General features: G+C 60.5%; 18 protein-coding genes. 8 read left to right on the forward strand and 10 right to left on the reverse strand.

Features of this window, described 5'->3' with window-relative positions; genetic code table 11:
• From ACR0K1_RS07660 to ACR0K1_RS07685, 6 genes are all read right to left on the reverse strand, one after another.
• Positions 1 to 678: a hypothetical protein gene (locus ACR0K1_RS07660; protein WP_480849641.1), complete on the reverse strand. Its 678-nt coding sequence runs from the start codon at positions 676 to 678 to the stop codon at positions 1 to 3.
• A complete protein-coding gene (locus ACR0K1_RS07665; protein WP_152457528.1) occupies positions 678 to 1,121 on the reverse strand; it encodes an ATP synthase subunit C in 444 nt (147 codons plus the stop codon). Before ACR0K1_RS07665 ends, ACR0K1_RS07660 begins: the two co-directional genes overlap by 1 nt.
• Positions 1,118 to 2,914 (reverse strand): V-type ATP synthase subunit I, encoded by a 1,797-nt coding sequence (locus ACR0K1_RS07670; RefSeq protein ID WP_480849643.1) that lies wholly within the window; start codon positions 2,912 to 2,914, stop codon positions 1,118 to 1,120. Before ACR0K1_RS07670 ends, ACR0K1_RS07665 begins: the two co-directional genes overlap by 4 nt.
• Positions 2,911 to 3,516 carry a V-type ATP synthase subunit D gene (locus ACR0K1_RS07675; protein ID WP_480849645.1) on the reverse strand — a complete coding sequence of 202 codons (606 nt, stop codon included), beginning with the start codon at positions 3,514 to 3,516 and terminating at the stop codon, positions 2,911 to 2,913. Before ACR0K1_RS07675 ends, ACR0K1_RS07670 begins: the two co-directional genes overlap by 4 nt.
• The gene (locus ACR0K1_RS07680) at positions 3,494 to 4,855 is read right to left on the reverse strand and encodes a V-type ATP synthase subunit B (RefSeq protein WP_480849647.1); all 1,362 of its coding nucleotides are present in this window, start codon (positions 4,853 to 4,855) and stop codon (positions 3,494 to 3,496) included. The genes ACR0K1_RS07675 and ACR0K1_RS07680 overlap by 23 nt, the downstream gene beginning before the upstream one ends.
• Before the next feature lie 175 nt (positions 4,856 to 5,030).
• A complete protein-coding gene (locus ACR0K1_RS07685) occupies positions 5,031 to 6,434 on the reverse strand; it encodes an MATE family efflux transporter (RefSeq protein ID WP_480849649.1) in 1,404 nt (467 codons plus the stop codon).
• Positions 6,435 to 6,736: 302 nt separating this feature from the next.
• Here ACR0K1_RS07685 and ACR0K1_RS07690 point away from each other — a divergent pair, with 302 nt between their 5' ends.
• From ACR0K1_RS07690 to trhA, 5 genes are all read left to right on the forward strand, one after another.
• Positions 6,737 to 7,297 carry a TRAP transporter small permease subunit gene (locus ACR0K1_RS07690; protein ID WP_480609964.1) on the forward strand — a complete coding sequence of 187 codons (561 nt, stop codon included), beginning with the start codon at positions 6,737 to 6,739 and terminating at the stop codon, positions 7,295 to 7,297.
• The gene (locus ACR0K1_RS07695) at positions 7,294 to 8,622 is read left to right on the forward strand and encodes a TRAP transporter large permease (RefSeq protein WP_480609962.1); all 1,329 of its coding nucleotides are present in this window, start codon (positions 7,294 to 7,296) and stop codon (positions 8,620 to 8,622) included. The genes ACR0K1_RS07690 and ACR0K1_RS07695 overlap by 4 nt, the downstream gene beginning before the upstream one ends.
• 68 nt (positions 8,623 to 8,690) lie before the next feature.
• On the forward strand, positions 8,691 to 9,731 hold the full coding sequence (locus ACR0K1_RS07700; protein WP_480849651.1) for a TRAP transporter substrate-binding protein: 1,041 nt from the start codon (positions 8,691 to 8,693) through the stop codon (positions 9,729 to 9,731).
• A gap of 74 nt (positions 9,732 to 9,805) precedes the next feature.
• Positions 9,806 to 12,190, forward strand: coding sequence for a fatty acid cis/trans isomerase (locus ACR0K1_RS07705; protein ID WP_480849653.1), 2,385 nt, complete (start codon positions 9,806 to 9,808; stop codon positions 12,188 to 12,190).
• Positions 12,191 to 12,253: 63 nt separating this feature from the next.
• A complete protein-coding gene (gene trhA / locus ACR0K1_RS07710) occupies positions 12,254 to 12,922 on the forward strand; it encodes a PAQR family membrane homeostasis protein TrhA (RefSeq protein WP_480609956.1) in 669 nt (222 codons plus the stop codon).
• A 30-nt stretch (positions 12,923 to 12,952) separates the two neighbouring features.
• Here trhA and ACR0K1_RS07715 read toward each other — a convergent pair whose 3' ends face one another.
• Together ACR0K1_RS07715 and xylB are read right to left on the reverse strand one after the other, a co-directional pair.
• Positions 12,953 to 13,897: an aldose epimerase family protein gene (locus ACR0K1_RS07715; protein WP_480849656.1), complete on the reverse strand. Its 945-nt coding sequence runs from the start codon at positions 13,895 to 13,897 to the stop codon at positions 12,953 to 12,955.
• Positions 13,894 to 15,351, reverse strand: coding sequence for a xylulokinase (gene xylB, locus ACR0K1_RS07720; protein WP_480850074.1), 1,458 nt, complete (start codon positions 15,349 to 15,351; stop codon positions 13,894 to 13,896). Before xylB ends, ACR0K1_RS07715 begins: the two co-directional genes overlap by 4 nt.
• Positions 15,352 to 15,511: 160 nt before the next feature.
• Between xylB and ACR0K1_RS07725 the strand changes: the two genes are divergently transcribed.
• The 3 genes from ACR0K1_RS07725 (at position 15,512) to ACR0K1_RS07735 (ending at position 21,306) form a co-directional block, all read left to right on the forward strand.
• A complete protein-coding gene (locus ACR0K1_RS07725; RefSeq protein WP_480849658.1) occupies positions 15,512 to 17,161 on the forward strand; it encodes a tetratricopeptide repeat protein in 1,650 nt (549 codons plus the stop codon).
• 283 nt (positions 17,162 to 17,444) lie between these two features.
• The gene (locus ACR0K1_RS07730) at positions 17,445 to 20,219 is read left to right on the forward strand and encodes a coiled-coil domain-containing protein (protein WP_480849660.1); all 2,775 of its coding nucleotides are present in this window, start codon (positions 17,445 to 17,447) and stop codon (positions 20,217 to 20,219) included.
• 28 nt (positions 20,220 to 20,247) lie between these two features.
• Positions 20,248 to 21,306, forward strand: a complete 1,059-nt coding sequence (locus ACR0K1_RS07735; protein ID WP_480849662.1) for a TAXI family TRAP transporter solute-binding subunit — start codon at positions 20,248 to 20,250, stop codon at positions 21,304 to 21,306.
• 25 nt (positions 21,307 to 21,331) lie between these two features.
• Here ACR0K1_RS07735 and ACR0K1_RS07740 read toward each other — a convergent pair whose 3' ends face one another.
• Complete coding sequence (locus ACR0K1_RS07740) at positions 21,332 to 23,104, reverse strand: ExeA family protein (RefSeq protein WP_480849664.1); 1,773 nt, start codon at positions 23,102 to 23,104, stop codon at positions 21,332 to 21,334.
• Between the two features lie 226 nt (positions 23,105 to 23,330).
• Positions 23,331 to 25,349 carry a tetratricopeptide repeat-containing protein gene (locus ACR0K1_RS07745; protein ID WP_480849666.1) on the reverse strand — a complete coding sequence of 673 codons (2,019 nt, stop codon included), beginning with the start codon at positions 25,347 to 25,349 and terminating at the stop codon, positions 23,331 to 23,333.
• Between the last annotated feature and the right edge of the window lie 3 nt (positions 25,350 to 25,352).

Raw genomic sequence — 25,352 nt, forward strand, 5'->3', positions numbered from 1 at the left:
CTACCGGATCACCCCTTCCAGAACGGCGCGGAACCGGGGCTGCAGATGCTCCATCAGCAACGAGGCAACGGCCTTGTCTGTCAGGTCCAGCACCACCCCCTGATCCTCGGCCCGCACACGGATGCCGTCCTGAATGTCGTCTGAACTGTGCAGTTCCACATTTTCGCGCAGCATCTTGGCCGTCAGGCCCAGAACATATTTCGTCAGCTTGCCCGACTGAATGTCGTCGGCGTTTTGCTTGATATCTTCCTGCGTGGCGACTTTGGCGGGCAGGATCACCTGCACCTTGCCGTCCAAAGCGGCTCCTTCCCCCGCGCGGCCAACCACTTCGAGGATCATCTGTTTCAGCAGATCGGGGTCGGCCATTTCCTTGGTCACAAGCCGTTCGACATCCTGTTTGAACCGATCCGTCAGCCCAGCTTTCATCGTCAGCACCGCATCCCGCATGGCGGTGTTCAGCGCCTCTTCCCCTGCCGCGCGGTAGTTGTCGGTATCTGTGCGGGCCTTTTTCTGGAACGCCTCGGCTTCGCGCTTGGCGTCGGCCACAATGCGCGCGGCTTCGGCCTTGGCCTCGGTGCGCAGCTTCTCGGCCTCGGCCTGACCAGCAGCCACCCCATCGTTGCGCAGCTTGTCGATCAGGGCGTCGACGCCATGGGAAATCGTGCTGTCCTGTGCCATCAGCTAATCCCCGCGCTGATGACCAGGGCGAAGACAAAGGCAAAGACCCCGAAGCCTTCGATGATGGCCGCCGGGGCCAGCGCGAGGCCGAATATCTCGGGCTTTTCCTTGGTCGCGTTGATTGCAGCCGCACAAGCCCTGCCCTGCCAGATGCCGCAATACATCAGCGCGATGCCCGACAGGATGCCGATGCCGAACAGGCCGCCCGCATTCTCGGGCGTCACGTCGCGGTTCAGGGTGAACATGATGACGATGCCGTAGATCACCATCGTCGACGGAAAGGCCGAGACGCCCACGAACCGGCCATACCCGCCCTCGGTCTCGGTCATCGCGCCGATACTGGCCATTCCGGCAATCGAGCAGCCAATGGCGCTGGCCGCCGCGCCCAGTGCCATAGGTGCGTAGATGCCCAGCCAGCCCAATGTCAAAACAAGCTCATTCATTCCTGAACCTCCTTGCGGGCGAACGGGCGAAAGACTGTGCCTTCGTCCGGCAGACCCCATTTAAAGAATTCGATGAAATTGAGGCGTAATCCGTGAACGACGCCGCTCATGATCGCGAGGGCGAAGTTCAGGACATGGCCGACGATCAGAATCAGCAGCCCGAATAGGATGCCCGGCCCTTTCAGCGCATGCATCACCTGCACCGCCAGATCGTTGAACGTTATCGCCAGCGAGGCCGAGGCGAGGCCCAGCGCAAACAGGCGCATATAGCTGAGCACATCGCCAAACGCGCCCATGGCCCCGGCAAGGCTTTGCACCCCCTCGATGAACCGCCACAGCCAGTCGGTTGGTTTGGTGATCACCCGCTCGCTGGAAAACAGCACGATGGCCAGAACCCCCGCGCCGATAATCGCCGCCCCCGGCACCGGTGATTTGCCGTTCATATAGCTGAGCCACAGAACGAACCCGCCCGTCAGCGCGGCGATCCAGCCCAGATTGGCAATGGCTTTGCGCCGCCCCCACGCCGCCCGCGCGGCCAGAGCGTTTGCGAGTATCAGATGCAGCACGCCCACCACGATGGACAGCATCATCATCGCGTTGAAATTGTTGATATCCAGCACTTTGACCCTGGCCCAAACCGATCCGTCCGGCGGGGCGACGCCGAAATAGCTGCCGACCAGAACGCCGTACAGGACTGTCGCGCCAGAGATGATCAGACCATAGCGCCGCCATGACCGTTGGTCCGCCGAGCCGTCCAGCTTCTTCCAAAAGACCAGCAGACCCAGCAGTATGACCGCGCCGTACCCCGCATCCGCGATGATCATCGCAAAGAAGATCGCGAACGAGGCCGCGACGATGACGCTCGGGTCCCAGTCCCGGTAGCCGGGCACCTGATAGAACAGCGCCAGATCGACGGCAGCACGACGGTTTTCGGGCTGCTCCAACAAGGTGGGCGGAGCGTCATCCGGCCCCGGTTCCTCGATCAACACAGCTGCGCCGTTTGCGTCCGCCATCTCCAGTACCGCATCCATGCGATCTTCGGGCACCCAGCCTTGCACGGCGAACACGGCCTCGGCGTCCCGTACTTTTTGCGTCGCATGGGCCAGTTCGGCGGCGCTTTCGGCAACCGACAGGTTGTGCCGCATCAATGTCAGATAGCGGGTTTGCGCGACCCGTTCGGCCTCAAGCGCTTCCAGTTCGATTTCCGCCTCTTCCAACTGCGCTTCCAACTCGTGAATGGGAAGCGACCCGGTATGGGTGCGCGGGACCGGCAGAACGTCGTCATCGGGTTCGTCCGGTGCGATCAGAACGGCATAGAGATAGCGGTGGTCCTCTTCCAGAATGGCCCAGGGCAGCTTGATCCCGGACAGCGCCGCGCGATGTTTGACGGGCAGTTGATAGAACCACAGCCGGTTGCCCGCCAAGGCGTCCGTCGGCGGGAAATCCAGATCGCCCCACGGGCGCACCTGCTCAATGCGATGCGCCAGAAAATCCCGGCGGTCCGAGGTGTCGCGAGTGCGCTGCATCAGGTCGATCACCTTTGGCACGAACCGGTCCATGTCAAAATCAGGGTCGCGCTGTATCTGGCGCCGGGGATCGGCAACTTCTGTCAGGAAACGCAGGGCCTTATAGGCCTGTCTTGCCGTGCGGTCGCTGATCTTTTCCGGCTCATCCGGCGGCGGCACCAAAGGCAGAACGTGCATGCAGCCCAAATCCTGCAACGCACTTAACGTATCCCCCTTATGCGCGGCAGGCCCAACCAGAGACATCTTTTTCAGCCGCGCAACGGTCATCTCGCAGCCTCCTGCGCGTGTTTGCGTTTCGAGATTTTCGACCGCACAACGGCCTGCATCTGCTCATCGCTCAGATAGATTCGGATTTTCTTGATATTGGCCTTCGCGCGCGGGATCAGAACCTTTTCGAACAGGTTGACCCGCTGGGTGATCGTGGCCACCGCCTTGTCGAAGATTCGCACCCTTTCCTTGGCCACTTTGACGCGCAGGCGGGCTTCGATCATGTCGTGCAACAGGTTGGCGGCGGCATCGACCCAATGCGGTTTAGCCAGCACCGAATAGGGGCGCACAGCAACCTCGATCCGGTCGAGATCGGGCATTTTGACGCCCACAACGTTGACCTCTTTGACCTTGTAATCCTTCAGTTCGACCAGACCATCCAGATCGATCCCCTGCTGCGCAAGCATGGGCAGCTTTTCCCCGACCTGTTGTGCCAGTTGCTGCACTTCGTCCTGCAGGCGCTGTACATCCTTGCGCGCCTTGACCCGCTCGGCCATCAACTGCTGGCGCTTGAGGTCCAGCGACGGCAGGAACCGCTCATAGCTTTTCAGCTGCGTCTGCTCGCGCGCGAGCGACGATTTATTCAGCTGCAACCGCGCCATTGGCATCCTTGCGGAAATACTTGTCGATCAGGGTTTGCTTCATCAGCAGTTGTTCGGGCGCGAAACATTCGGCCAGGGTTTTCCAGCCCAGATCCAGCGCCTCTTCCAGCGGGATCGAGACGTTGATGTCCATGAACCGCGTGCGGAACAAGTCGCCGAACTTGAGCAACTGGTGATCGTAATCCGACAGATCAAAGGCCATCGCCTGTTTTTGCGCTGCATCGCGGCTTTCGGAATAGAACCGGATCATGGTGTTCATGATCTGCCCGTGATCCTCGCGCGTGGTCTTGCCGATCACGTTCTGCTTCAGGCGCGAGAGGCTGCCGAACGGGTCGATCACGCCGGAATGCAGATAGAACTGGCCTTCGGTGATATAGCCGGTGTTATCGGGCACCGGATGGGTCACGTCATTTCCGGGCATCGTGGTCACGGTCAGAACGGTGACCGAGCCGCCCTTGGCATAATCGCACGCCTTCTCATACCGCCGTGCCAGTTGCGAATAGAGATCTCCCATATAGCCGCGCTGCGAGGGCACACGTTCCTGGCTGATCCCCACTTCTTTCATCGCGTCGGCATAGGCGGTCATGTCGGTCAGCAGGACCAGCACGCGTTTGCCCTCTTCCACCGCGAATTTCTCGGCCACGGCCAGCGCCATATCGGGGACCAGCAGGCGTTCGACCAGAGGGTCCATCGCCTGATTGACGAACATCACCGTGCGCGCGAACACGCCTGCATCCTCGAACGAGGTGCGGAAGGTGTGATAATCGTCAAAGATCAGCCCCAGCCCGCCGAACACCACGATATCGGCGTCCGCCTGAATACCGATGCGGCTGAGGAAGGCGTTGAACGGCTCGCCCGAGACCGAAAAGATCGGGATCTTCTGGCTTTCGACCAGCGTGTTGAACACGTCGATCATCGGAACATCGGTGCGGATCATCTTGTTGGGCACCGCTCGTTCAGCCGGGTTCACTGTCGGGCCGCCGATGTCGATGCGCGGTTCCGCCGACAGGTCCGGCCCGCCGTCAATTGCCGCCCCGGCCCCGTCGAAGACACGCCCCAGAATATTGGCCGAATAGGGTGTTTGCATCGGATGGCCCAGAAAGGTGGCCGTCGCTTCGGTCGAGATTCCCTTGGTGCCGGAAAACACCTGCAGCGTGACCACATCCCGGTCGATAAAGATCACCTGCGCCAGCGTTTTGCGGCCATCTATCGTTTCGATCACCGCCAGATCGTTGAACCGTACCGCGGCGTCTTCTATGCCGTCATAGGGCACGCGGACCTTGATGGTGTCCCCGACAATTTCCAGAATACGGGTAAATTTCAAAAGACTCCGGGACATCATCTATCCTCATGCGCCTAAGTGATTTTCTGAATGGCACTGCGCAGAACAGCAGCGATTTATGCAATCTTACGTGCAGCTTACAACGAATTCACAAATTGGCAAACGAAGATGGCAGAGGCTGCGGAACCGCCCGAGGTTGAGCGCCCGGCGCAGTGTCTGACCGGCACGCGGCTTACCACCCCCGGCGTCCGAAAAGGGAATGAAGTCGGTTCTGATCCTCGAACGGATCAGGCGCCTGCGCGCGTTCCATCCGCGAGACGACCCGCGTCACCAGCACCCAGCTGATCGCCGCAAAGACAACGCCGCCGAAGGCCTGCCCCAACAACACGCCCGAAGCCCCGGCCAGATGAGAACCGATCACCGCAAACACCCAGGTCCCGACCGAGTGACGGCCCCAGTTGACCCATGTGGAATAAACCGGGTGACCCAGATTGTTGAAACTGGCGTTCGAGACGAAGATGACCCCGTTGAAAAACGAGGCCAAAGCCAGCGGACCGCAGAACAGGTAGATCAGCACCCGCGTCTCGCCCTGCGCCTGAAACAGATCGGCAATCGGCGCGCGCAGCAGGAACAGGACCGCAGCCATGCCCAGCACGTAAATCGCAGTAAACCTGATGCCCGCCAGAAAGGCGGCGCGGACGCGGCTGAATTGCTCGGCCCCGAAATTCTGGCCTATGATCGGACCGATCGCGCCTGACAGGGCGAAGATGACCGAAAACGCCACCGGCATCAGCCGCCCGATCACGGCCATGCCCGCGACGGCATCTGTGCCATATTGGGCGATCTCGCGCACCACGATGGCGTTGCCGATGGGCGTGGCGACATTGGTCAGCACGGCGGGAATGGCAATCGCGCGAACGGGCCTCAGGTCCTGTACCACTTGCCGCAGCGACGGGCGTGTGAACCCTTTGTGGACCCGCAAAGCCGGCCACAGCGCAGCGATCAGCATGCAGATGCGCGCAAGAACCGAGGCAATCGCGGCCCCGTCCAACCCCAACCCGACCGCAAAGATCAAAATCGGGTCCAGCACCGCATTCACAACCCCGCCGGAAATCGTCGCCATCATCGACCGCCGCGCGTCCCCATGCGCGCGCAGGACGGCCATTGCGACCATGGCAAGCGACATGACCCACATCGTCGGCAGGATGATCGAGGCGTATCGGGTGGCGAGCCGCAGAACCTCACCCTCGGCCCCAAGCAGGGACAGCAGGAAGCTCAGGTTGATCAGAACCAGAACCGGCGTGACAAGCCCGACGATGACGCCCAGTACCGCAACGCTGGACGCAAACTGCCGCGCCTTATCCGACCGCCCGCCCCCCAGTTCGCGGGCCACAAGCGCCCCGGCGGCAATCGAAAGGCCGATGTTAATGGCGTTGGTAAAGAACAGCAGCGTTGCGGAATACCCGACAGCGGCGGCCAGCGCGTCATTGCCCAGCATCGAGATGAAAACCATATCGATGAAGTCCACGGCAAAGATCGCCATCAACCCGACGCTGGTCGTCAGGGACATGCGCGTGACATGCCCCATCAGGCTGCCGCTGAGAAAAACCGCTTTTTTCGGTGACTGACTGGCCATAGCTTTGCCTGCTCTTCCCCTGACCCGCCGGGTCACAGTGTATGCGAGCACGCCGGTCAATCCATAGTCAACCGGGATTTCGCGGCTGCCGCTGCTCATTTTTCAGGAATTACACGTTCCGAGGCAGGATCGATAATTCCGTGACCTCTCAAGGTGTTCCAAGGCCTCGTCGTTCTTGACAGAAGCAAAACCTGTCGTTCTGATGCCAGGGTGAGCTACAAGATTTCAATCCGTGATCCGAAGACCGGGGCCGTATCCCCGAGCGCGCATCCTGCAGAGGCTGCCGTCTCGTGATCGCTGCGATGAAGGCATATATCCGGTTCGTGGACCGCTCGAACCGAATGCTGGGCCGGATCATCATGTATGGCATCTTCGTGATGATGGCGATCCTGCTCTATTCCTCGGTATCCAAGACTTTTTTTGTCCCATCGCTGTGGACGCTGGAGATGGCGCAGTTTGCAATGGTTGCCTACTACATCCTTGGCGGGCCCTACGCGATGCAGATGGGCGCAAACGTGCGGATGGACCTGCTGTACGGGGAATGGACCGACCGGCGGAAAAGTCAGGTGGATGCGATCACCGTGCTGTTCCTGATGGTCTATCTGGGCTTTCTTCTGTGGGGCGGCTGGGACAGCCTGATGTATTCCTTCCAATACGGGGGTGAGCGATCGTCTTCGGCATGGCGGCCCTATATCTGGCCGATCAAGACGATCATGGTGATCGGCATCTTCCTGATGCTTCTGCAGACGATCTCGGAACTGTTCAAGGACATCCTGCGCCTTAAGGGCCATGACATGGGCCCCAAGGATGATGAGCCGGTCCACATCGCCCCCGAGGACCTTGAAGGAGGGCATCGCGGGTGAGTTACGAAGTCATCGCCGCGCTCATGTTCTCGACCATGATGCTGATGCTTCTGACCGGGCAGCGCGTCTTTGGGGCCATCGGCTTTGTTGCCGTCATCGCCGCCTTTTTCCTGTGGGGGGACCGGGGCGGGTATGATCTGGGCTTTGCCGCCGCGATCAAGGTGATGCGCTGGTATCCCCTGCTGACGCTGCCAATGTTCATCTTCATGGGCTACATCCTGTCCGAATCCCGGATCGCGGATGACCTGTACCGCATGTTCCATGTCTGGATGGGCGGGTTGTCCGGCGGGCTGGCCATCGGCACCATCGGGTTGATGGTCCTGATCTCGGCCATGAACGGGCTTTCGGTTGCCGGGATGGCCATCGGGGCGACAATCGCCCTGCCCGAACTGCTGCGGCGGAACTACGACAAGATCATGGTGACTGGCGTGATTCAGGCCGGGTCCTCGCTTGGGATTCTCGTGCCCCCGTCTGTCGTGCTGGTTCTCTACGCCATGATCGCGCGCCAGCCGGTCGGGCAGTTGTGGCTGGCGGGGGTGGTGCCCGGTCTGATGATGGCGACCCTGTTCATCATCTACATCGCAATCCGCTGCCGCCTGAACCCCTCGCTCGGCCCCGCGATGAGCGCCGAGGAACGCGCGCAGGTCAGCTGGGGCGAGAAATTCCGGTTGCTGGGGGCCGGACTGCTGCCGCTGGGTATCTTCGCGGTGATGATGGTGCCCTTCGTGAACGGCTGGACCTCGCTCGTGGAAAGCTCGGCGCTGGGAGCCATCGCCGCGTTTCTGGCCGCCGTTCTGAAACGCCGGATGACATGGCAGGTGTTCGAAACCTCGGTCAAGCAGACGCTGGGGATCACCTGCATGTTCATGTGGATCATCCTTGCCGCGCTTGCCTTTGGCGCTGTGTTTGACGGTCTGGGCGCGGTGAAGGCCATCGAGAACCTGTTTACCGTTCAACTGGGCCTGAACCCGTGGATCATCCTGATCCTGATGCAGCTTAGCTTTCTTCTTATGGGCACGTTTCTGGACGACACCGCCATGCTGGTGATCGTCGCCCCGCTTTACGTGCCGCTGGTCGGTGCGCTTGGTTTTGACCTGATCTGGTACGGCGTTCTTTACACGATCACCTGCCAGATCGCATATATGACCCCTCCGTTCGGATATAATCTGTTCCTGATGCGGGCGATGGCTCCGCCGGAAGTAACTATTGGAGATATTTATCGTTCCATCATACCTTTCGTGTGTGTGATGGCCTTGGCTCTGGGATTGGTGATGACCTTCCCCGAGATCGCATTGTGGCTTCCGGGCGTCGTCTACGGAAACTGAGCACAAGAAGAACGAGAAACCGGAGCAACCGGATCGAAGTTCAATGAAAAGCACAGGAGAGGAAGACAATGACCACGACAAGACGCAGTTTCCTGCGGACCGCTGCCATTGCGGCCCCCGCAACGCTCGCCGCGCCCGCAATCGTCAAAGCGCAGGCCCCGATCAAATGGCGGTTCCAGACCTATGCCGGCGGCGCTTTGGGCGAGCATGTGACCAAACCGGCCATCGACTATATCAACGCCAATGCCAATGGCGAGATGGAGATCGAACTGTTTTACGCAGACCAGATCGTGCCGACCGGAGAGCTGTTTCAGGCGCTGCAGCGCGGGACAATTGACGGTGTGCACTCGGACGATGACTCGATGGCGTCGCCCACGCCGTTGCGCGTCTTTGGCGGATACTTCCCCTTTGCAACGAAGCACATTCTCGACGTCCCGGTGCTGTTCAACCAGTACGGCCTTGCGGATATCTGGCGCGATGAATACGCCAAGGTCGGGGTTCAGTGGCTGTCGGCGGCGGGTCAGGACCCGTGCAACTTCAACACCAAAAAAGAAATCACATCCGTCGCCGATCTGGACGGGTTGAAGCTTTACACCTTCCCCACCGCCGGTCGCTTCCTCGCCAAGTTCGGCGTGGTGCCGGTGAACATCCCCTACGAAGACGCCGAGGTTGCCGTACAGACCGGCGAGCTTGACGGTATGGCATGGTCCGGCATCACCGAGGATTACACCGTGGGCTGGGCCGATGTGACGGATTACTTCCTGACCAACAACATCTCGGGCGCGTGGATCGGATCGTGGTTCGCCAATCAGGAACGGTGGAACGAGCTGCCGGATCACCTCAAATCCATCGTGATGGCGGGTATCGAGGCGGGCCATACCTATCGCAACCAGTGGTACTGGGGCGGCGAAGCGGCCCTGCGCGCCAATGGCGACAAGCTGGAACTGCGCTCCGTACCACCTGCTGAATGGGCCGAGGTGGAAAACGCCGCGAAAGAGTTCTGGAACGAGATCGCGCAGGAAGGCGAAGTGCACGAGAAAATCGTGGGCATCTTCCGCGAGTATAACAGCGTGATCAATCAGGCTGGCGTGCCCTACAACTTCGAATAACCAAGGATCGGGGCGGCTGGCCCTCGTTGGCCGCCCCGATTGCAGCGCTCCAGACACTTTGGAGGTAACGGGTATTGAAAACGCGACCGTCGATCGTCCGGGCAATCCCTAAGGGCTTTGCCACCGCGTTCTTTCTTTTGTGCTGCACGCCGGCTTGGTCCCAGTCGGATAGCGGCACCTCAAAAACCGCTGGTTTCATGGCCGCCGCCCCCCTCTCCCAAACCGACTGGGCCGAGGTCAAAGGGGTATTGGACCAGCGCTGCGTCGTCTGCCACAGCTGCTATGATGCGCCCTGCCAATTGAAACTGACATCGCCCGCAGGTCTTCTGCGCGGCGGCAGCAAGGATGCGGTGTATCACACGGAACGCCTGAATGACGCGCAACCGACCCGTTTGGGGTTCGACGCCCAATCCGTGCCGGATTGGCGCGCTTTGGGGTTCCACCCGGTCGTGCCGGAACCCGGTGGTCCGACGGGTGTTCCGAATCTGCTTGAACGCTATCTCGGTCTTGGACGGATCAGGCCCATGGAACCCAACGCACAGGTTCCGGACGAACTGGCCCTTGCCATCGACCGCCCCCTCGCCTGCCCCGCACCGCAGGAGTTCGAAGCGTTTCGCGAAAGCCATCCGCTTGCCGGGATGCCCTATGCGACCGCGCCCTTGTCTGACACCGAGTTTCAGACCCTGATCCGTTGGGTGCATGATGGAACGCCGCTGCCTGCTGCCTCAGCCCCGCTTCCCGACGAAATCGCCGAACAGATCACCGCGTGGGAGGGGTTTCTGAACGCCCCCGACACCCGCAACCAGTTGATGAGCCGGTATCTGTACGAGCATCTGTTCCTCGCCCGGCTTCACTTTCCGGGCGACGACCCGCGCCGGTTCTTCCAACTCGTCCGCTCTGCAACCCCGCAAGGCGAAAAGATCGAGGTCATCGCCACACGGCGCCCCTTTGACGATCCGGGCAGCGCCCCTTTCTACTACCGTCTGCAGCTTGTGGACGAAACGATCGTGCATAAAGAGCACCTGGTCTACAACCTCGGCCCGGACCGGATGGCGCGGTTCCAAGAACTGTTCCTGACCCCGGACTGGACGCTGACGGCTCTGCCCCCTTACGGCGACGCCGAGGGCGGCAACCCGTTCAGTACTTTCGCGCCGATCCCGCCTCGCAGCCGCTATCAGTTCATGCTGGACGACGCCCTGTTCTTTGTCCGCAGTTTCATCCGCGGGCCGGTCTGTCACGGCGAAACCGCCGTTGACGTGATCGAAGACCACTTTTGGGTCAGCTTCCTTGATCCGGACTTTGATCTGTCGATCACGGACCCCACCTTCCTTGCGGACGGTGCGGAGCATCTGGAACTGCCGGTCGCGCAGGTCGACCGGGGATTGCTGGGCGACCTGCAAGGGTTCTCGCATGAAAATCAGGTCCGGTATCTCGAATTCCGGGACGCGCGGTATCAGGACACGCCGCTGCACGACACAGGTTTCGGATATGACGCCATTTGGGACGGCAACCGAACCAATCCCAACGCGCTGCTCACCGTGTTCCGCCACTTCGACAATGCCTCGGCCATGACCGGGTTTCACGGCGGCATCCCCGAGACCGCCTGGGTCATCGACTACCCGGTGTTCGAGCGCATCTACTACGATCTTGTCGCCGGGTACGACGTGTTCGGGCGCGTTGAACACCAACTCGCCACCCGGCTCTACATGGACGAGTTACGCATGGAGAGCGAGGATCTGTTCCTGACCTTCCTGCCGCGCGAGGTCCGGCCAAGACTGCACGCGAGCTGGTACAAAGGTCTTTTGGCCGAGATACACACCTATTGGCACCAGCGCCGCGTCGATGACAGTTTTGCCACCGGTATCGAGTTTGCGACCGAAACCCCGAAGCAAGAGTTCCTTCTGGCCCTGCTTGAACGCGGCAAAGGGCTGTGGGCGACCACGGACCCAATCAACAGATGCGCAGATGGCAACTGCCCGTCAGATCCAACCGCTCGGGTTTTGGGCACATTGGCCAACGATCCCGGAGAATGGGTGAAGTATCTGCCGGACCTGTCTGTTCTTGTTATCGAAACCGAAAGCGGCCCAGCCGAGGTATTCACGCTGATCCATGACAAGGCGCATGACAACGTGGCCTTTCTGTTCGACGAACAGGCTCGCCGGGCCCCCGAAGAAGACACTCTGACCATCCTTCCGGGGATAATCGGCAGCTATCCGAACTTCTTTTTCAAAATTCAGGACAATCAGCTGGAACCTTTCGCAAGGGCCCTGCAATCCATGCGCGGACCAGACGACTGGATGAATGTCGTCGCAGAATACGGCGTGCGCCGAACCAGCCCCGATTTCTGGGCCATAAGCGACCAGATAAACGCAAGTTTTCTGCAGCAAGACGCCATTCAGGCGGGGATCTTGGACCTCAACCGGTACAAGGACCCCAAACCGGGCGACGATCCGACCTGATCCCTCTGGCACGATTTCGTTATTGTTATTGAAGCGTTAGGCCTTCGGCCTTACCTTATACATATGTGGTCAGTTGCGCACATCCGACCGGCATATAGCCGGGCCGAGCGCCTGAGTGACGGTGTCGTCCATGTTTTGGGCATAGGCCTTGCCTTGGTCGCCGTCCCGGCGTTGATTGCGCTGACTGTTGCATACCGATCCGAAACCACCGCCATCCTCAGCGCCAATATCTATGGCGTGTCGCTGTTGTTGATGCTGGTCTTTTCCGCCTTGTACAACATGGTCGAAAACGACCGGTGGAGCGGGCTCCTGCGGCGGCTGGATCACTCGGCGATCTACGTCAAGATCGCGGGCACCTACACGCCGTTCATCATGCTGTCCAGCGTTCCTGCACCCGGCTTTCTGGCCGGGCTTTGGGGGTCGGCCATCATCGGCACAGCGCTCAAGATGGTGGACCCCGGCCGCTTTCAGTGGTTCGCGCTGTTTCTCTATCTTGCGATGGGCTGGGCCGCCGTCTGGGCCGGCAGTTCGATGCTGACCGAATTGCCCCTGACAGTCGTGGGTTTCATGCTGGCCGGAGGGGTGATGTACACCACCGGGGTGGTCTTTTACCTAATGGACCGGATGCCCTTCCACAACACCATTTGGCACGTCTTTGTCCTGATCGGCAGCGTTTTGTTTTTTGTCGCGGTCTCAATGCATATCTCGAACCTGCCCGCACCCAACGGATAGGGTTCGCCACGTCGGCCTGCCAATTGGTCCTCAGCGGCTTTCGGAAATCTCCAGCGATAGCGTCTGGCGGTACGGGTTATCCGGCGAGCAGATGATTGACGGAAACGCAGGGACGTTGGGCGCGTTGATGTATCCCGAGGGCTCGATACACAGCCCTGCTCGGCTTTGGAAAGGCGTGGACAGATGCGCCGCAGAATACACCTGCGCGCCCGGTTGGTTGGAATAGACGGCCATGCCAAGGCCCGACGGCGCGCGGACCTCCGCCACTTGGTCGTTATGATCCCGGTCTGCGTCAAAAACAAAGTAATGGTCCAAGTCTGTTGCGGCCTCGCCAACTGGTTTTGAGCGGGTGAAATCCAGACCACCCTCCCCCACGCTACGCAACGCGCCCGAAGGGATCCCCTGATCGTCAACCTCAAGGAACCGGTCCGAGGCCAGTTTCAGCCGGTGCTCTGACACGGTGCGGTGACGGCCCAGCGTATAGTAATTATGTTGCGCGATGCTGATCGGCGTCGGGCGATCCGGCTGCGCGGTGATCACATAGGTCAGGCGTGGATGTTTCAGATGGACGCGCAGTTCAAACCGGACCTCGCCGGGAAAACCGTTTTCCCCGTCGGGTGAGGTGAAGTTTAAAACGGCCTCGGTCGTGGAAACCTGTTCAAGGGTCCAGTGCTGATGCGACAGGCCCGCCTTGCCGCCATGCAGCGTGTTGCCGCCCTCATTCGCTGTCAGATTATATCGAGTGCCCTCCAACTCGAACCGCGCACCGCCGATCCGGTTGGCGACGCGGCCTACTATTGCGCCCATGTAATACGGATCGGTCAGATAGTCTTCAGGGGTCTCATAACCAAGGATCAGCGGCGTGTCCCGCAGCCACCACCCTTGAGTGATCGCGCCGTAGTTCAGAAGGGCGACGGACATCTCGCCGTCTTTCAGCACAACCCTTTTGATGTTCGCTCCCGGCCCCATCGTCATCGCGCCGCCAGCGGCGATAGTGCCGTATAAAACTGCCGGTACCGCTGATACTTGCCCTCGTATGCGTCAACCAGATCGCCACGCGGCTCAATAAGTTCGGCAATCTCGGGCGGTGTCATGATGTCGGCCACTTCCGCTTCGCTCGCGGCGCAGGCTGCGAGTCTGGCGGCGCCAATGGCCGCTCCGAATTCGCTGCCTTTGGGCAGGGCCAGTGGTGTTTTCAAAACGGTCGCCAGGGTTTCAAGCCAAAACCGGGATCGCGCCCCGCCGCCGACAGCCAGCAAACGGTCCGGAGCGGTTCCGGTGCTTTGCAAAGCTTCCAGGCAATCGCGCATGGCAAACGCAACGCCCTCCATCACCGCGCGTGTCAGATCGGCGGGCCCGGACGACACATCCAGCCCCAGAAACGCGCCCCGGATGTTGCTGTCGTTATGCGGCGTCCGCTCGCCGGACAGATAGGGCAGAAAGGTGACCGCTGACGGCCCATCGACCTTGTCCGGCAGAGCAGCGGCCAGTGTTCCCACCGGCTGCCCGAGGGTGCGCGACAGCCAGTTCATGCTGTTGGTGGCGGAAAGAATGACGCCCATCTGTATCCACCGCTCGGGAACCGCATGGCAAAAGCAATGCACGGCGGTCTCTGGCGCGGGCGCGTAGCTGTCTTTCGAAACCAACAGAACGCCCGAGGTGCCTAGCGACAAAAATCCGGTTCCTTCGTTGACACTTCCGATCCCGCAGGCCGCCGCCGCGTTGTCCCCCGCCCCGCCCGCGACAACGACCGGTCCGGGCAAACCCCATTCCTGCGCAAGCTCGGGCCTCAGCTCTCCACCCGGCGCGCTGCCTTCGACCAAGCGTGGCATCTGATCTGCGCTCATATGGCTCAGCGAAAGCGCTTTGTCCGACCATTTCCGCTGCCCGACATCCAGCCATGCGGTGCCGGCACTGTCGGACAGGTCGCTGATGTAGTCGCCGGTCAGCCAGAACCTCAGATAATCTTTCGGAAGCAGAACCTTAGAGACCTTTGCGAAGATTTCAGGCTCATGCGCACGCACCCATTCCAGCTTGGGGGCGGTGAAGCCGGGGAAGACGATGTTGCCGGTAACAGCGCGCATCTCGGGCATCTGGTCCAGCGCGGCGGCTTCCTGCGCTGACCGCGTGTCGTTCCACAGAATGCAGGGCCGCAGCACCGTCCCGGCGGAATCAAGCAGCGTTGCCCCGTGCATATGACCGCTCAGCCCGATACCGCGCAGGGCGGAAAACGCGGCTGGTTTGGTGTTCCGCAGGGCTCCGACAACATGTTTGCACGCATCGATCCAGTCATTCGGAGATTGCTCGGACCAACCGGGATAAGGCGTTGAGGTTTCGATGGCCGCTTCAGCCTCGACTACAACCCGCCCGTCTTCATTGACCAGAATGGCCCGAAGACCCGATGTTCCCAAATCCAGACCCAGATACACGCGCGTCTTTCCTTTATGACCGTGCAGCAGCCCCTTACGCTCAGCGCGGCAGTCAGGGCGCATCGTACTCGCACTATAAGGCAATCGCTGCAACCCTGTGCCACTTTGTGGACAAGGGCGGATGGTGTACCCTGACCGGATACAGGGGAAGGAGGCCGCAATGATGGACTACTACGACCTCGGCACATACTCTCGACCGGTTTCGACACCATCCAAAGACGCGCAATTGTGGTTCGACCGGGGACTGGCCTGGACCTACGCCTACAACCACGAAGAAGCGATCGCGTGCTTTCGCAAAGCGCTGGCAGCCGATCCCGACTGTGCAATGGCGAACTGGGGCATCGCCTATTGCATCGGCCCCAACTACAACAAACCGTGGGAGACATTCGAAGACGACGAAAAGTCGGATTGCATTGAAGTCGCCAAAAGCGCAATCGAAACGGCGTTTGCAGGGCTGGACAACCTCTCGGCGGTCGAGCGCGCGTTCATCGAAGCGCTGCCCGCGCGTTATCCTGACACGTCGGATATCGAGGATTTCAGCCCGTGGAATGACGCCTTCGCAGATGCCATGCGCAAGGCCTATGAAAAACACCCCGACGATCTGGATGTCTGCGCGGTGTTTGCCGAAGCGATCATGAACCGAACGCCCTGGCAGCTTTGGGACCTGCCCAGCGGTCAACCAGCCGATGGCGCGAATACGCTTGAGGCCATCGCCGTGCTCGATAAGGCGTTCGACACGCTGCCCGGTGCGTGGCGGCATGCCGGTCTGCTGCACATGTATATCCACCTGATGGAGATGTCGCCGCACCCCGAACGCGCGCTGCGCCATGGCGATGCGCTTTGCACTCTGGTTCCGGATGGGGGGCATCTGCTGCACATGCCGTCGCATGTGGATGTGCTGTGCGGGGATTATATGAATGTGGTCCTGCGCAACGAAGCGGCGATTGTGGCGGATCGGAAATTTCTGGCGCGTGAAGGGGCCGACAATTTTTATTCGGTCTACCGGTGCCACAACTACCACTTCAAAATCTACGGCGCGATGTTTCTGGGCCAGCCCAATGCGGCGCTGGAGGCCGCTGAGGAGTTGATCGAAACCCTGCCGACAGACACGCTGCGCCCGATGGCGGACTGGTTCGAGGCGTTCATCCCAATGAAGCAGCACGTGCTGATCCGGTTTGGCCGCTGGCAGGAGATTCTGGATCAGGCGCTGCCCGAGGATCAGGACCTCTACAGCTTCACACTGGCCATGATGCGCTATGCGCGCTCGGTGGCTTTGGCCAATACCCGGCGGATTGATGAAGCAGAGGCTGAACAAGCGCAGTTCTACGAGGCTTTTGAGCGTGTTCCAGACAGCCGGATGCTGTTCAACAACACCTGCCGCGATATCCTGCAGGTCGCCGAACAGATGATGCTGGGCGAACTAGCCTATCACAAGGGCGAAACGGAAACCGCCTTTGCCCATCTGCGCAAATCGGTCGAAATCGACGATGCCCTGCCCTATGATGAGCCCTGGGGCTGGATGCAGCCCACCCGGCACGCTCTGGGTGCGCTTCTTCTGGAACAAGGTCAGGTCGAAGAGGCCGAGGCGGTTTATCGCGCTGACCTCGGGCTGGACGCAACGCTCAGCCGGGCCTGCCAGCATCCCGGCAATGTCTGGAGCCTGCACGGGCTACACGAATGCCTGACCCGGCGGGGTGAAACTGTCGAAGCCGCGCATATCAGGCTGCAACTGGATAAGGCCCTTGCCCGTGCGGATGTGGAAATCAAAGCCTCATGTTATTGCAGGCAAAAAGACCTGGCGGCGGAGTAAACTTGCGCCCACAGGCCCCGCGCCTTTCGTTCAACGCCGATGGCCTGCGGTACCCGACCTTGAGCCCAAATACCTGAATGCACGCGTGATTCGACTTTTTTACGAACCTGTGAGAGACTTGCTGAGCCGTTTTTTGTTTGGAGTGTGGGGGATGGCACGGCTTCCTCTGTTTTGTTGTGTAATTTTTACTGTTTGCTTTGGTGCCTGGGCCCCTGCCGCGTTTGCGCGGGACCCCGTAGAGCCATCGGTGCTGCCTGATGGGTCAACGCAAACAGCCGCTTCGTTGCGAAAGATATTCGCGCTGCTGGAAGAAGAAATAGCCAGAGCGCAGACAACCAAAGACAATCTGGTCAAGGAAATTGAGCAGTCCGAAGGTGAACTGTCTGCCCTGCAGGCCCAGATCACTTCCTCTGACGCTGAAAGGCTGGACCACGCAACGCGCATTGCCGAGCTGGAAGAGGCCCGGACCCAGCTGGAAAGCGAGGTTGACGTAAAGGGCGCGTTGCTGGCCGAAACCGAAGCCGAATTGCAAGAGCTTACGGCCAAAAGCCAGACTGCCAGCGCCGAGCTTGCCGAGCTTCAAACTCAGGTCGAAACGTCCAGGGCCGAGGTTGGCAACCTTGAGCAGCTGAAGCTTGAGATGGAAGACCTTGAAAGCAAGCTGGCAGCAGACCGCACGCTCGCCGCCGAATTGCAGACCGAGGTCACGGCGCTGCAGGACACGCAGGAAAAAGCGAACCTGGAGATAGAGGCTTTGGACCAAAGCCTTGTCACATCCCGCATTGATCTTGAGACGGTCACGTCCGAGCTTTCCGAAAAGCGAAATGAGCTTGAGTCACTGGGCGCAGCCTTGGGGCAGTCCCGGAGCGAGCTTGAAACCTCTCAGTCCGACCTGTCGAACCTGCACGAAGAAATCGTCAGCGCCACGGCGGATTTGAAGCGTTTGCAGACCGCGGCCCAGCAACGTCGTCAGGAAAAAGACGCGCTGGAGGCTGCGATAAGCACCGCTCAGGGTCAGGAACAGGGCGCAACGGCGGCGTTGAGCGCGTTGCAGCAGGAAGAGGCGCAGCTGCGCGAACAGGTTCAGGCGCTGACGTCAGAACGGGACAAACTGGCCACCGAGGCCGAGGAGTTCTCGGCAATCATTGCCAATGCCGAGTCGTCGCTTCAGGCGATGGAACAGCAGAAGGAAACTGCAGGCTTAGATCTGCAGCGCGCCACAGAAGAATTTGAGGCACTGCAGGCCGAAATCACAACCACGCAAGACGCGCTGGAAGCTTTGCGCGGCCAGAAACTGGCGGCTGAGGAAGAACTGGCGCAAGGCACGGATGCCCTTTCAGCGTTGCGCGCAGAAACGGAGCAAGCACAGCAGGAACTGTCTGCGTCCGCCCAGCAGACATCTGACGCCGCCGCCGAATTGGAGCAGGCAAAAACCGCCCTGTCCGACACGCAGTCCGAAATCGTCGCGCTGCAGGCCGAAATTGCCGTCCGCAGGGAAGAATACCAATCCCTCGCCGCCACCATCGAAGAAGCGCGCGCGGCAGGTGCAGAGTCCGAAGCGGCCTCGTTGAACCTGGCGGAACTGGAACTGGAGCGTCAGTCGGTGGAGGATGATCTGTCTGTGCTGCGTCAGGAATTGCAGACCGTCCGGTCCGAGGTGGACCAGTCCCAGACAGCCCTGACCGACCTGACCAACCGCCGCGACGCGATCTCTGGCGAGTTGGAGACGTTGGCGGCAGAGCGCACCGAACTTGAAAACGCAATCCAATCAGCAGCCGAGCAAAAATCCGCAGCGGAAAACGCGGTGAGTGCGCTGCAGGCGGACGAGCAAGCCCTGCAGGACCTGACAACCTCGATTGAAGGTCTGCGTCAGGAGCAGGACCAATTGACAGCGGACCTCGCCGCGTCGAACGAAGAACTGGCGGGATCGCAGCGTTCGATCACGGAGGCCAATGCGACACTGGTTGAACTGAGTGCAAAGCGGGACGAACTGCAGGCGCAGCAAGCAGAGATTCAGTCGGCAATCGAAGGGGAAAATCAGGCCAGATCGGACCTGCAGGCGGCACTGGAAGATATGCGTCTTGAACGCGACAACGTTGCCGCCGAAATCGCCGATGCCGCCAGCCAGCGCGATGCCGCGCAGGCTGAGCTGTCGGAGTTTGAGGCAAGGCGCGACGACCTGACCGCCACAACCACCGCCGCGAATGAAGAGCGTGACCGGATGGTCGCTTCGCTGCAGCAGACATCCGAGGCCGCCGTTGCGGCAGAGGAAGAGTTGAACCAACTGCGCAGCGACGTAGATGCGCGCCGCGCGGAACTGGTCCAGTTGACCGCCGAGGTCGAACTGGCAAGTGACCGTGCCACGGAAACCGCCGCGGCGTCGCAATCGTTGGAGGACGTGAACGCTCAGGTCGCCAGCGCCGAGGCCCAGCTGCGCGGGATGCGAGAGGAAATCACCCTCGCCCGCGAGGAACTGGACCGCGTGACTTCTGAGGTTTCCGAGGCGGAGTCGCAGCGCGAAGCTGCAGCCGCGCAGGTCGCGGAACTGGAAGCCGCAAAGGCTCAGGCGGCATCAGACGCCGAGGCGGCGCGGCAACAGCAATCGGATAATCAGGCCGATCTTTCGGAATCCGAAACGGATGTCGCCACCGCCAAGGCCGAACTGGATTCCCTGCGCCTGCAAGCGGCGGCCTATCGCGATGAACTGTCCAGATTGTCTGCCAACCTTGAAGAGCTGGAACGCTTCGCCGATGAAGCGGATTCACGGTTTTCGTCGCTCAACCCGCAGCCTCAGAACGAGCCTGCAGAAGAACCTCAGCAGCCCGCAGCACTGCCGGTCACGTCCCCGCCAGCCGACAAGGTCGCCCGGCCTGTGGAACGTGTCCGTTCACTGCTGATTGGCGCGCCGGGACTGAGCGACTTGTCTGCAAGCGTTATCGAAGACCTGATTGCCGAACTGGCCAGCGGCAGTTGCGCAACCGAGGCGTTGAAATCCGCCACCGGAGAGATCAACCGCCAGACGCTGCTGCATTTGATCAGGTCCGGAGAAATTTGCTAGTTTTCAGGGTTTTTATTGGGAGGGTGAAATGAAATTATTTAAACTAAAGAAGATTTTAGCCAAGATCTCGGCGATCGCAGTCTTTGGGCTGACGCTGCCGGTCTCTGCTTCGGCGTTCGAACGGAACATCCTGACCGGCGGGCCGACAGGCACTTACATTCAGATCGGGCGTGACATGAGCGATCTGGCCTCGGCCTGCGGCATCGACCTGATCGTGCAGGAAAGCGCGGGGTCGCTCGAGAACTTTCTGGGTGTCCGCAAGCGTCGCCACACGCAACTGGGCATCGTGCAAAGTGACGTACTGGAATATCTCAAGACCTATTCAAGCGAAGACCCCGAGATTGCGCGGGCCATTTTCGGCGTCCGCATCGCCTTTCCCCTGTACAACGAAGAGGTCCACATTCTGGCCAAGCGCGACGTGAATTCTCTGTCTGACCTGAACGGTCGTCGCGTTGCGGTGGGGGTCGAGGACAGCGGCACGTTTCTGACCGCCTCGCTGGTTCTTGATCTGGCCGGTGTTACCCCTGCGGAACGTCTGACCATCAACGCCGACACATCGCTGCAGATGCTGCTTGCCGGGGATATCGACGCGTTTTTCTACGTCGCCGGGGCCCCAACGAAGATCTTTCAGACGGATCAGATCGACCCGGAAAAACTGCACCTTCTGCCCATCACCGACCCGACGCTGTCGGCGGTCTACACACCCTCGAAGATCGATGCCGGCACCTACCCGTTTCAGCAGGACACTATCGATGTCGTGGCGGTAAAGGCCGTGCTGATGACCTATGAATATGACCCGCGGCGCAATGCCTATCACCGGGAAAGCTGCCGGGCGGTCTCGGACGCCGCACACCTTATTGTGAAGCAGTTCCAGACCCTTCAGCAGTCAGGTCATCCAAAGTGGAACGATGTGGACCTGAACGATATTCCGCCGGGTTGGAACATCTCGGAATGCGTGAACGCCGGGCTGAGCGAGGATTACAACCTCGCCTGCGAACCGGTCGCCGCCGCGCCAACGCAGGACAGCATCGAAAGCGAGGCCAACGCCGCCTACCGCAGCAGAATTTGCGCTGTGATTGGCTGCTGAGGTCCCGCGCCTTGCCGTGGCTGGCCTAAGTCGGGCCGATTGCAACCCATGGCGAGGCGACCTGCGTGCCGCTGCTTTCATCCACCGCAACAACGCGCCATTGCTGCGCGTCCTCGGGCGCTGTCAGCCGGATCGCCGAGATCGCAATGGGCTGCACGCTCAGCGTGATATCCCCGTCCGCGGTTGCAAGTTCGATGCGATAGAAAGACGGGTCTGACCCGTCCCCGCTGGTCCAGACAAGTTCGACCGTCCCACCCGGCAATTCGTGCGAGAACAGCTGGATGGGCGAAGACGGCGCTCCGCCCTCGACAGCGGGCTGCAAATCGCTAAGACGGCTGACCGCCCCGCTGACCTCTGGCCCGGCGGCTTTGTACCAGGCTCTTGCCAGTTCCAGATCCACCGGCACGCCCTCGCCGGTCTCAAAAATCTGGCCAAGGTAATAGGCCGACCGATCATGACCGGACAGCGCCGCGCGGGCAAAGCCGACAACAGCCGCGTCGGCGGTGGAGTCTGCAAGGTCCAGCGCGGCCCGGTACTGTCCGCTGGCAGACAATTCGGTATCTGTCAGGGCGTCGGAAATTCGGGCCACACGGGCCTGCGCGGCGGTAATCTGATCGGGATCAAAGTTGGCAATGACTTCCCCCTGAGCGCCGTCAGACAGGCCCGCCCAAAACCGCTGCGAGGCTGCAATGGCATCGTCGCGCAAAGGCAGCAGTCGTTCGCCCACAGGCGTTCCGGTCTCGGGCAACACGGCGACGGCGGCTATGCCCGCCAGAACAACCGCACCGGCAAGGAGGGTTTTCCTGCGGCCTGAACGCTTTGTCGGCTCAGGGACGGCCTCGGCCTTGGGTTCTTCCACCTCTGGTGCGGTTTGCGGGCTGTCCGGCGCATCCGAAGCGGCGGTTTCCACCTGCCCAATCCCCAATGCGGCTTCAACCTCCGAAGCCTGTTCATCATCGTCCTGCGGGGGTGGAACGCTGGAGGTAAACCGGCCCGTGCCAAAAATCCGGGTCAGGGCAACGACGCGGCGAATGTGTTCGCGGTTGAGGGCGACCAGCCCCTCTTTGGCCGCAAACTGCCGCACCCGGTCGCACAGCGCATTGATGCGTGATGGGATGCCATCGGTTTGGGCGGCAACCTCGGCCACCGCATCCTCGGTGAAGATGCTGCTGTCGGCACCCAGATTGGAAAACTTCGCTTCAATAAATCCGGTGACGTCCTCTTCGCTCATCCCGCTAAGCGTAAAGGCCGGGCCGGTCAGGTCTGGGCGCTCATAGGCCAGCACGTCCGTCAGTCCGGGCTGCCCGACCAGAACGAGTTTTAGCATGGGCCGCATTCCGGCGCTTTGGTCGCACAAGGCGCACAAGGCCCCCAGGTATTGGTTGGGCAGCATATCGGCATCATCGACGATCAGAACCGGGAACCGCTTCTTGCCGTGAAACTTGTCCAACAGGGTCGAAAGCTTCTGACGCTCGGTTTCGATGTCGCCGCTGGGTTTGTGTTTGGGGTCGAAGACCGACAGCACGTCGGAACAAACCTCGCCCGAAAACGCGTCGGGGTTGTACTGCGTCCCGATGGTGACATCTGAAAACTTGCGCTTGGTCAGTTCACGGATCAGACGGGTTCGCCCGGTTCCGATCTGGCCGATGAATATCGTCAGCGGCGCCTGGCTAGTGACGGCAAAACGCAGGCGATCAATGGCCAGCTTGTGGGCCTTGCTCCAATAAATCGGCCCAAGCCCCTCCGCCCCGGAGACCATGCCCGAGGATAACGCGGTTTGCGCCCTGGTGCCTTCCATATTCCCCCAACTCGTCAAAAGTAAAAATCAAAACATTCGTGGTTGGCCCGATATCAGCCTGTGGTCATGTTCCGGTCAAATGCCGGAGAAAATCCTTTGTGGTTACAAGGAAGGTAATCCTTGCCCCCCTTAACTGAATCGAGCCCTTAAATAACCCGTAGGTCGGCAGCATTGTGAAGTCTGCCGGAAAACAGGCAAAAAATCTAGGAATTACTGGGCCGAGCACCTAGTCAGCCGCCGCAGCAAGCTCGGCCGCTGGCAGCAATTCGATGCCCATGCCGTAGTCGCGCGCCAGGCCGACCATCTCTTGCGTTCCGCCGGGGCTGTCGCCCGGCTCCTGGTTCCACAACGCGATCAGCCGCGCTTGTCCCGGGGGCGCAAGCAGCCCGAAGCCAAGCGTCCAGATGTTGTTGCGCTGCCAGACGCTGTAGTTTTCGACATCCGACAGCCAGGCTGGCAGATCGGGCTCTTCCTGAAGAACCAGAACGCGGTTTTGGTCAGAAAGCGCGGCATAGACCTTGTTGAACCGGTCTATCCAGTCCGCCCCGCCATCATTTACAGAAGCTTTCATGTAGTCTTCACGCGGCAGCGCCAGAAGCAGCGTGGTTTCGATACCCAGCTCGGCGCATTGCTCGTGAAAGATCAGGTCCCCTCCGTTCGCGCCGCCCGAAAAGCCCATGACGTTTTCAAGACCGTCGGTGCTTTTCTCGATTGCGCCGCGGATCATCTGCGTTGCGGCGTCGATAGCCGCGGGCGTGTTCGGGAAACGCGGCGTTTCCCTTCCCGGCGCGTCAACGCGATGACCGGTAAAGATCAGCGGAATTGGATTGTCCACGGACTGGGCCCGTTCCGTCCCCATTTTCTCGACTGTTTCGGCGGCTTTCACAGCGACCTCTGCGCGGACGCCAAGCCCGGTGTAAATCTCCAACTGGCGCAAAACCGTATCCCGTTGCTGAGGGCTGAGCCCGCCCAAAGCGCGCTGATACTGGCGCGCAACCGCGTCGGGCCTGTCAATGGTCAGCAGCGCCAGATCAATGCGGGTCAGCAGCAGCCATTCATCGTTCTCATCCGGTCGCGTTGCCGCGTCCAGAGACACCTGCACGGCAACCGCCAGCTCATCGCGTTCGCGCACCAGTGCTGCGTGGCGCGTGTCGGCCTCATCCTCGGACAGGAATGCAGCGCGCCATGCGTCCAAATTTGCGTTTGCCAGTTCCAGTTCAATGACTGTCAGGGCCAGCGCGTTGAAGCCCGAATAATAATGGTTCAGATCGCGCTTGAAGGCTGCGGCATATAGGTTCCGCGCCTCGTCCAAATGGCCCGAGGCCAGCGCGGCGTCAGCGCGGTCATCGGCTGGCTTACCCTCCCAATCATCGATCCACAGGCTTTTCTTGTTGCTGGCCATCAGCGACAGGCGTTCCGCATTGTCATGCGCCGTCTGCCGGTCCGCCTCGACCCGGGCAAGGGCCACGTTCGACCGCCCCGGCGCGCCCAGTTTTTGATAGCAGGTTCCCAGTTTCAGGTTCGCATGGACGTTGTCCGGCTCAAGCTGCAAGACGTGCTCCCACGCCTTGGCCGACCGCCCGTATGCACCCAGTTCGAACAGGGACTTGGCGATCATGAATTGCCCCAGCAACTCCCATTCCGGTTTAAAGCGCGCGATCTCTTCGGACAGCAAAGACAGTTCAGACCGCCGTTGGTCATGCGAATAGACGGCGTGGGCTTCGTTGAAGTCCCGTGGCACGGACTGGAACTTCAGCTTCTCCTGCGGCTGTACGCCGGGCAGCATCTGAAAGACCGGACTGTCGGATTCGAGGTTTCGCTGGCTCGATTTGATCACATGGGTCAGATCGTCCACGGAGGCCGCCGGATCATCCAGATCATAGGACAGGTAGCGGTCGGTTTTCAGATCGAAGGGCACCGGATCGGGTTCCGGCGTACCCGTGGCAGCGGTTCCTCGCAAAAGTATCGTGACCCGGTCGCGCATCGCATGGCGGATGCCAAGTTCGTAATACGCGTTTGCGTTATCGACTGTGATATCGGCAACAACCAGATCCGCCGTCAGCAACCGCTGGAACATGTCGCGCCGGATGTTGCCCTGCGCGATGATATCACCGGTTGTCCGCCCCTCGATTTCAGAGGCCGTCAGGGCCGGGCCGATCAAGGTATCCTCGATCAGGTCGAAATCGATCTCCCGCCCGCTTTTGGCGGTTTTTGTGCCAAAGGGCCGGATGATGAAGGCGCGCATTTC

The sequence above is a fragment of the Ruegeria sp. F5 genome (assembly GCF_056533845.1).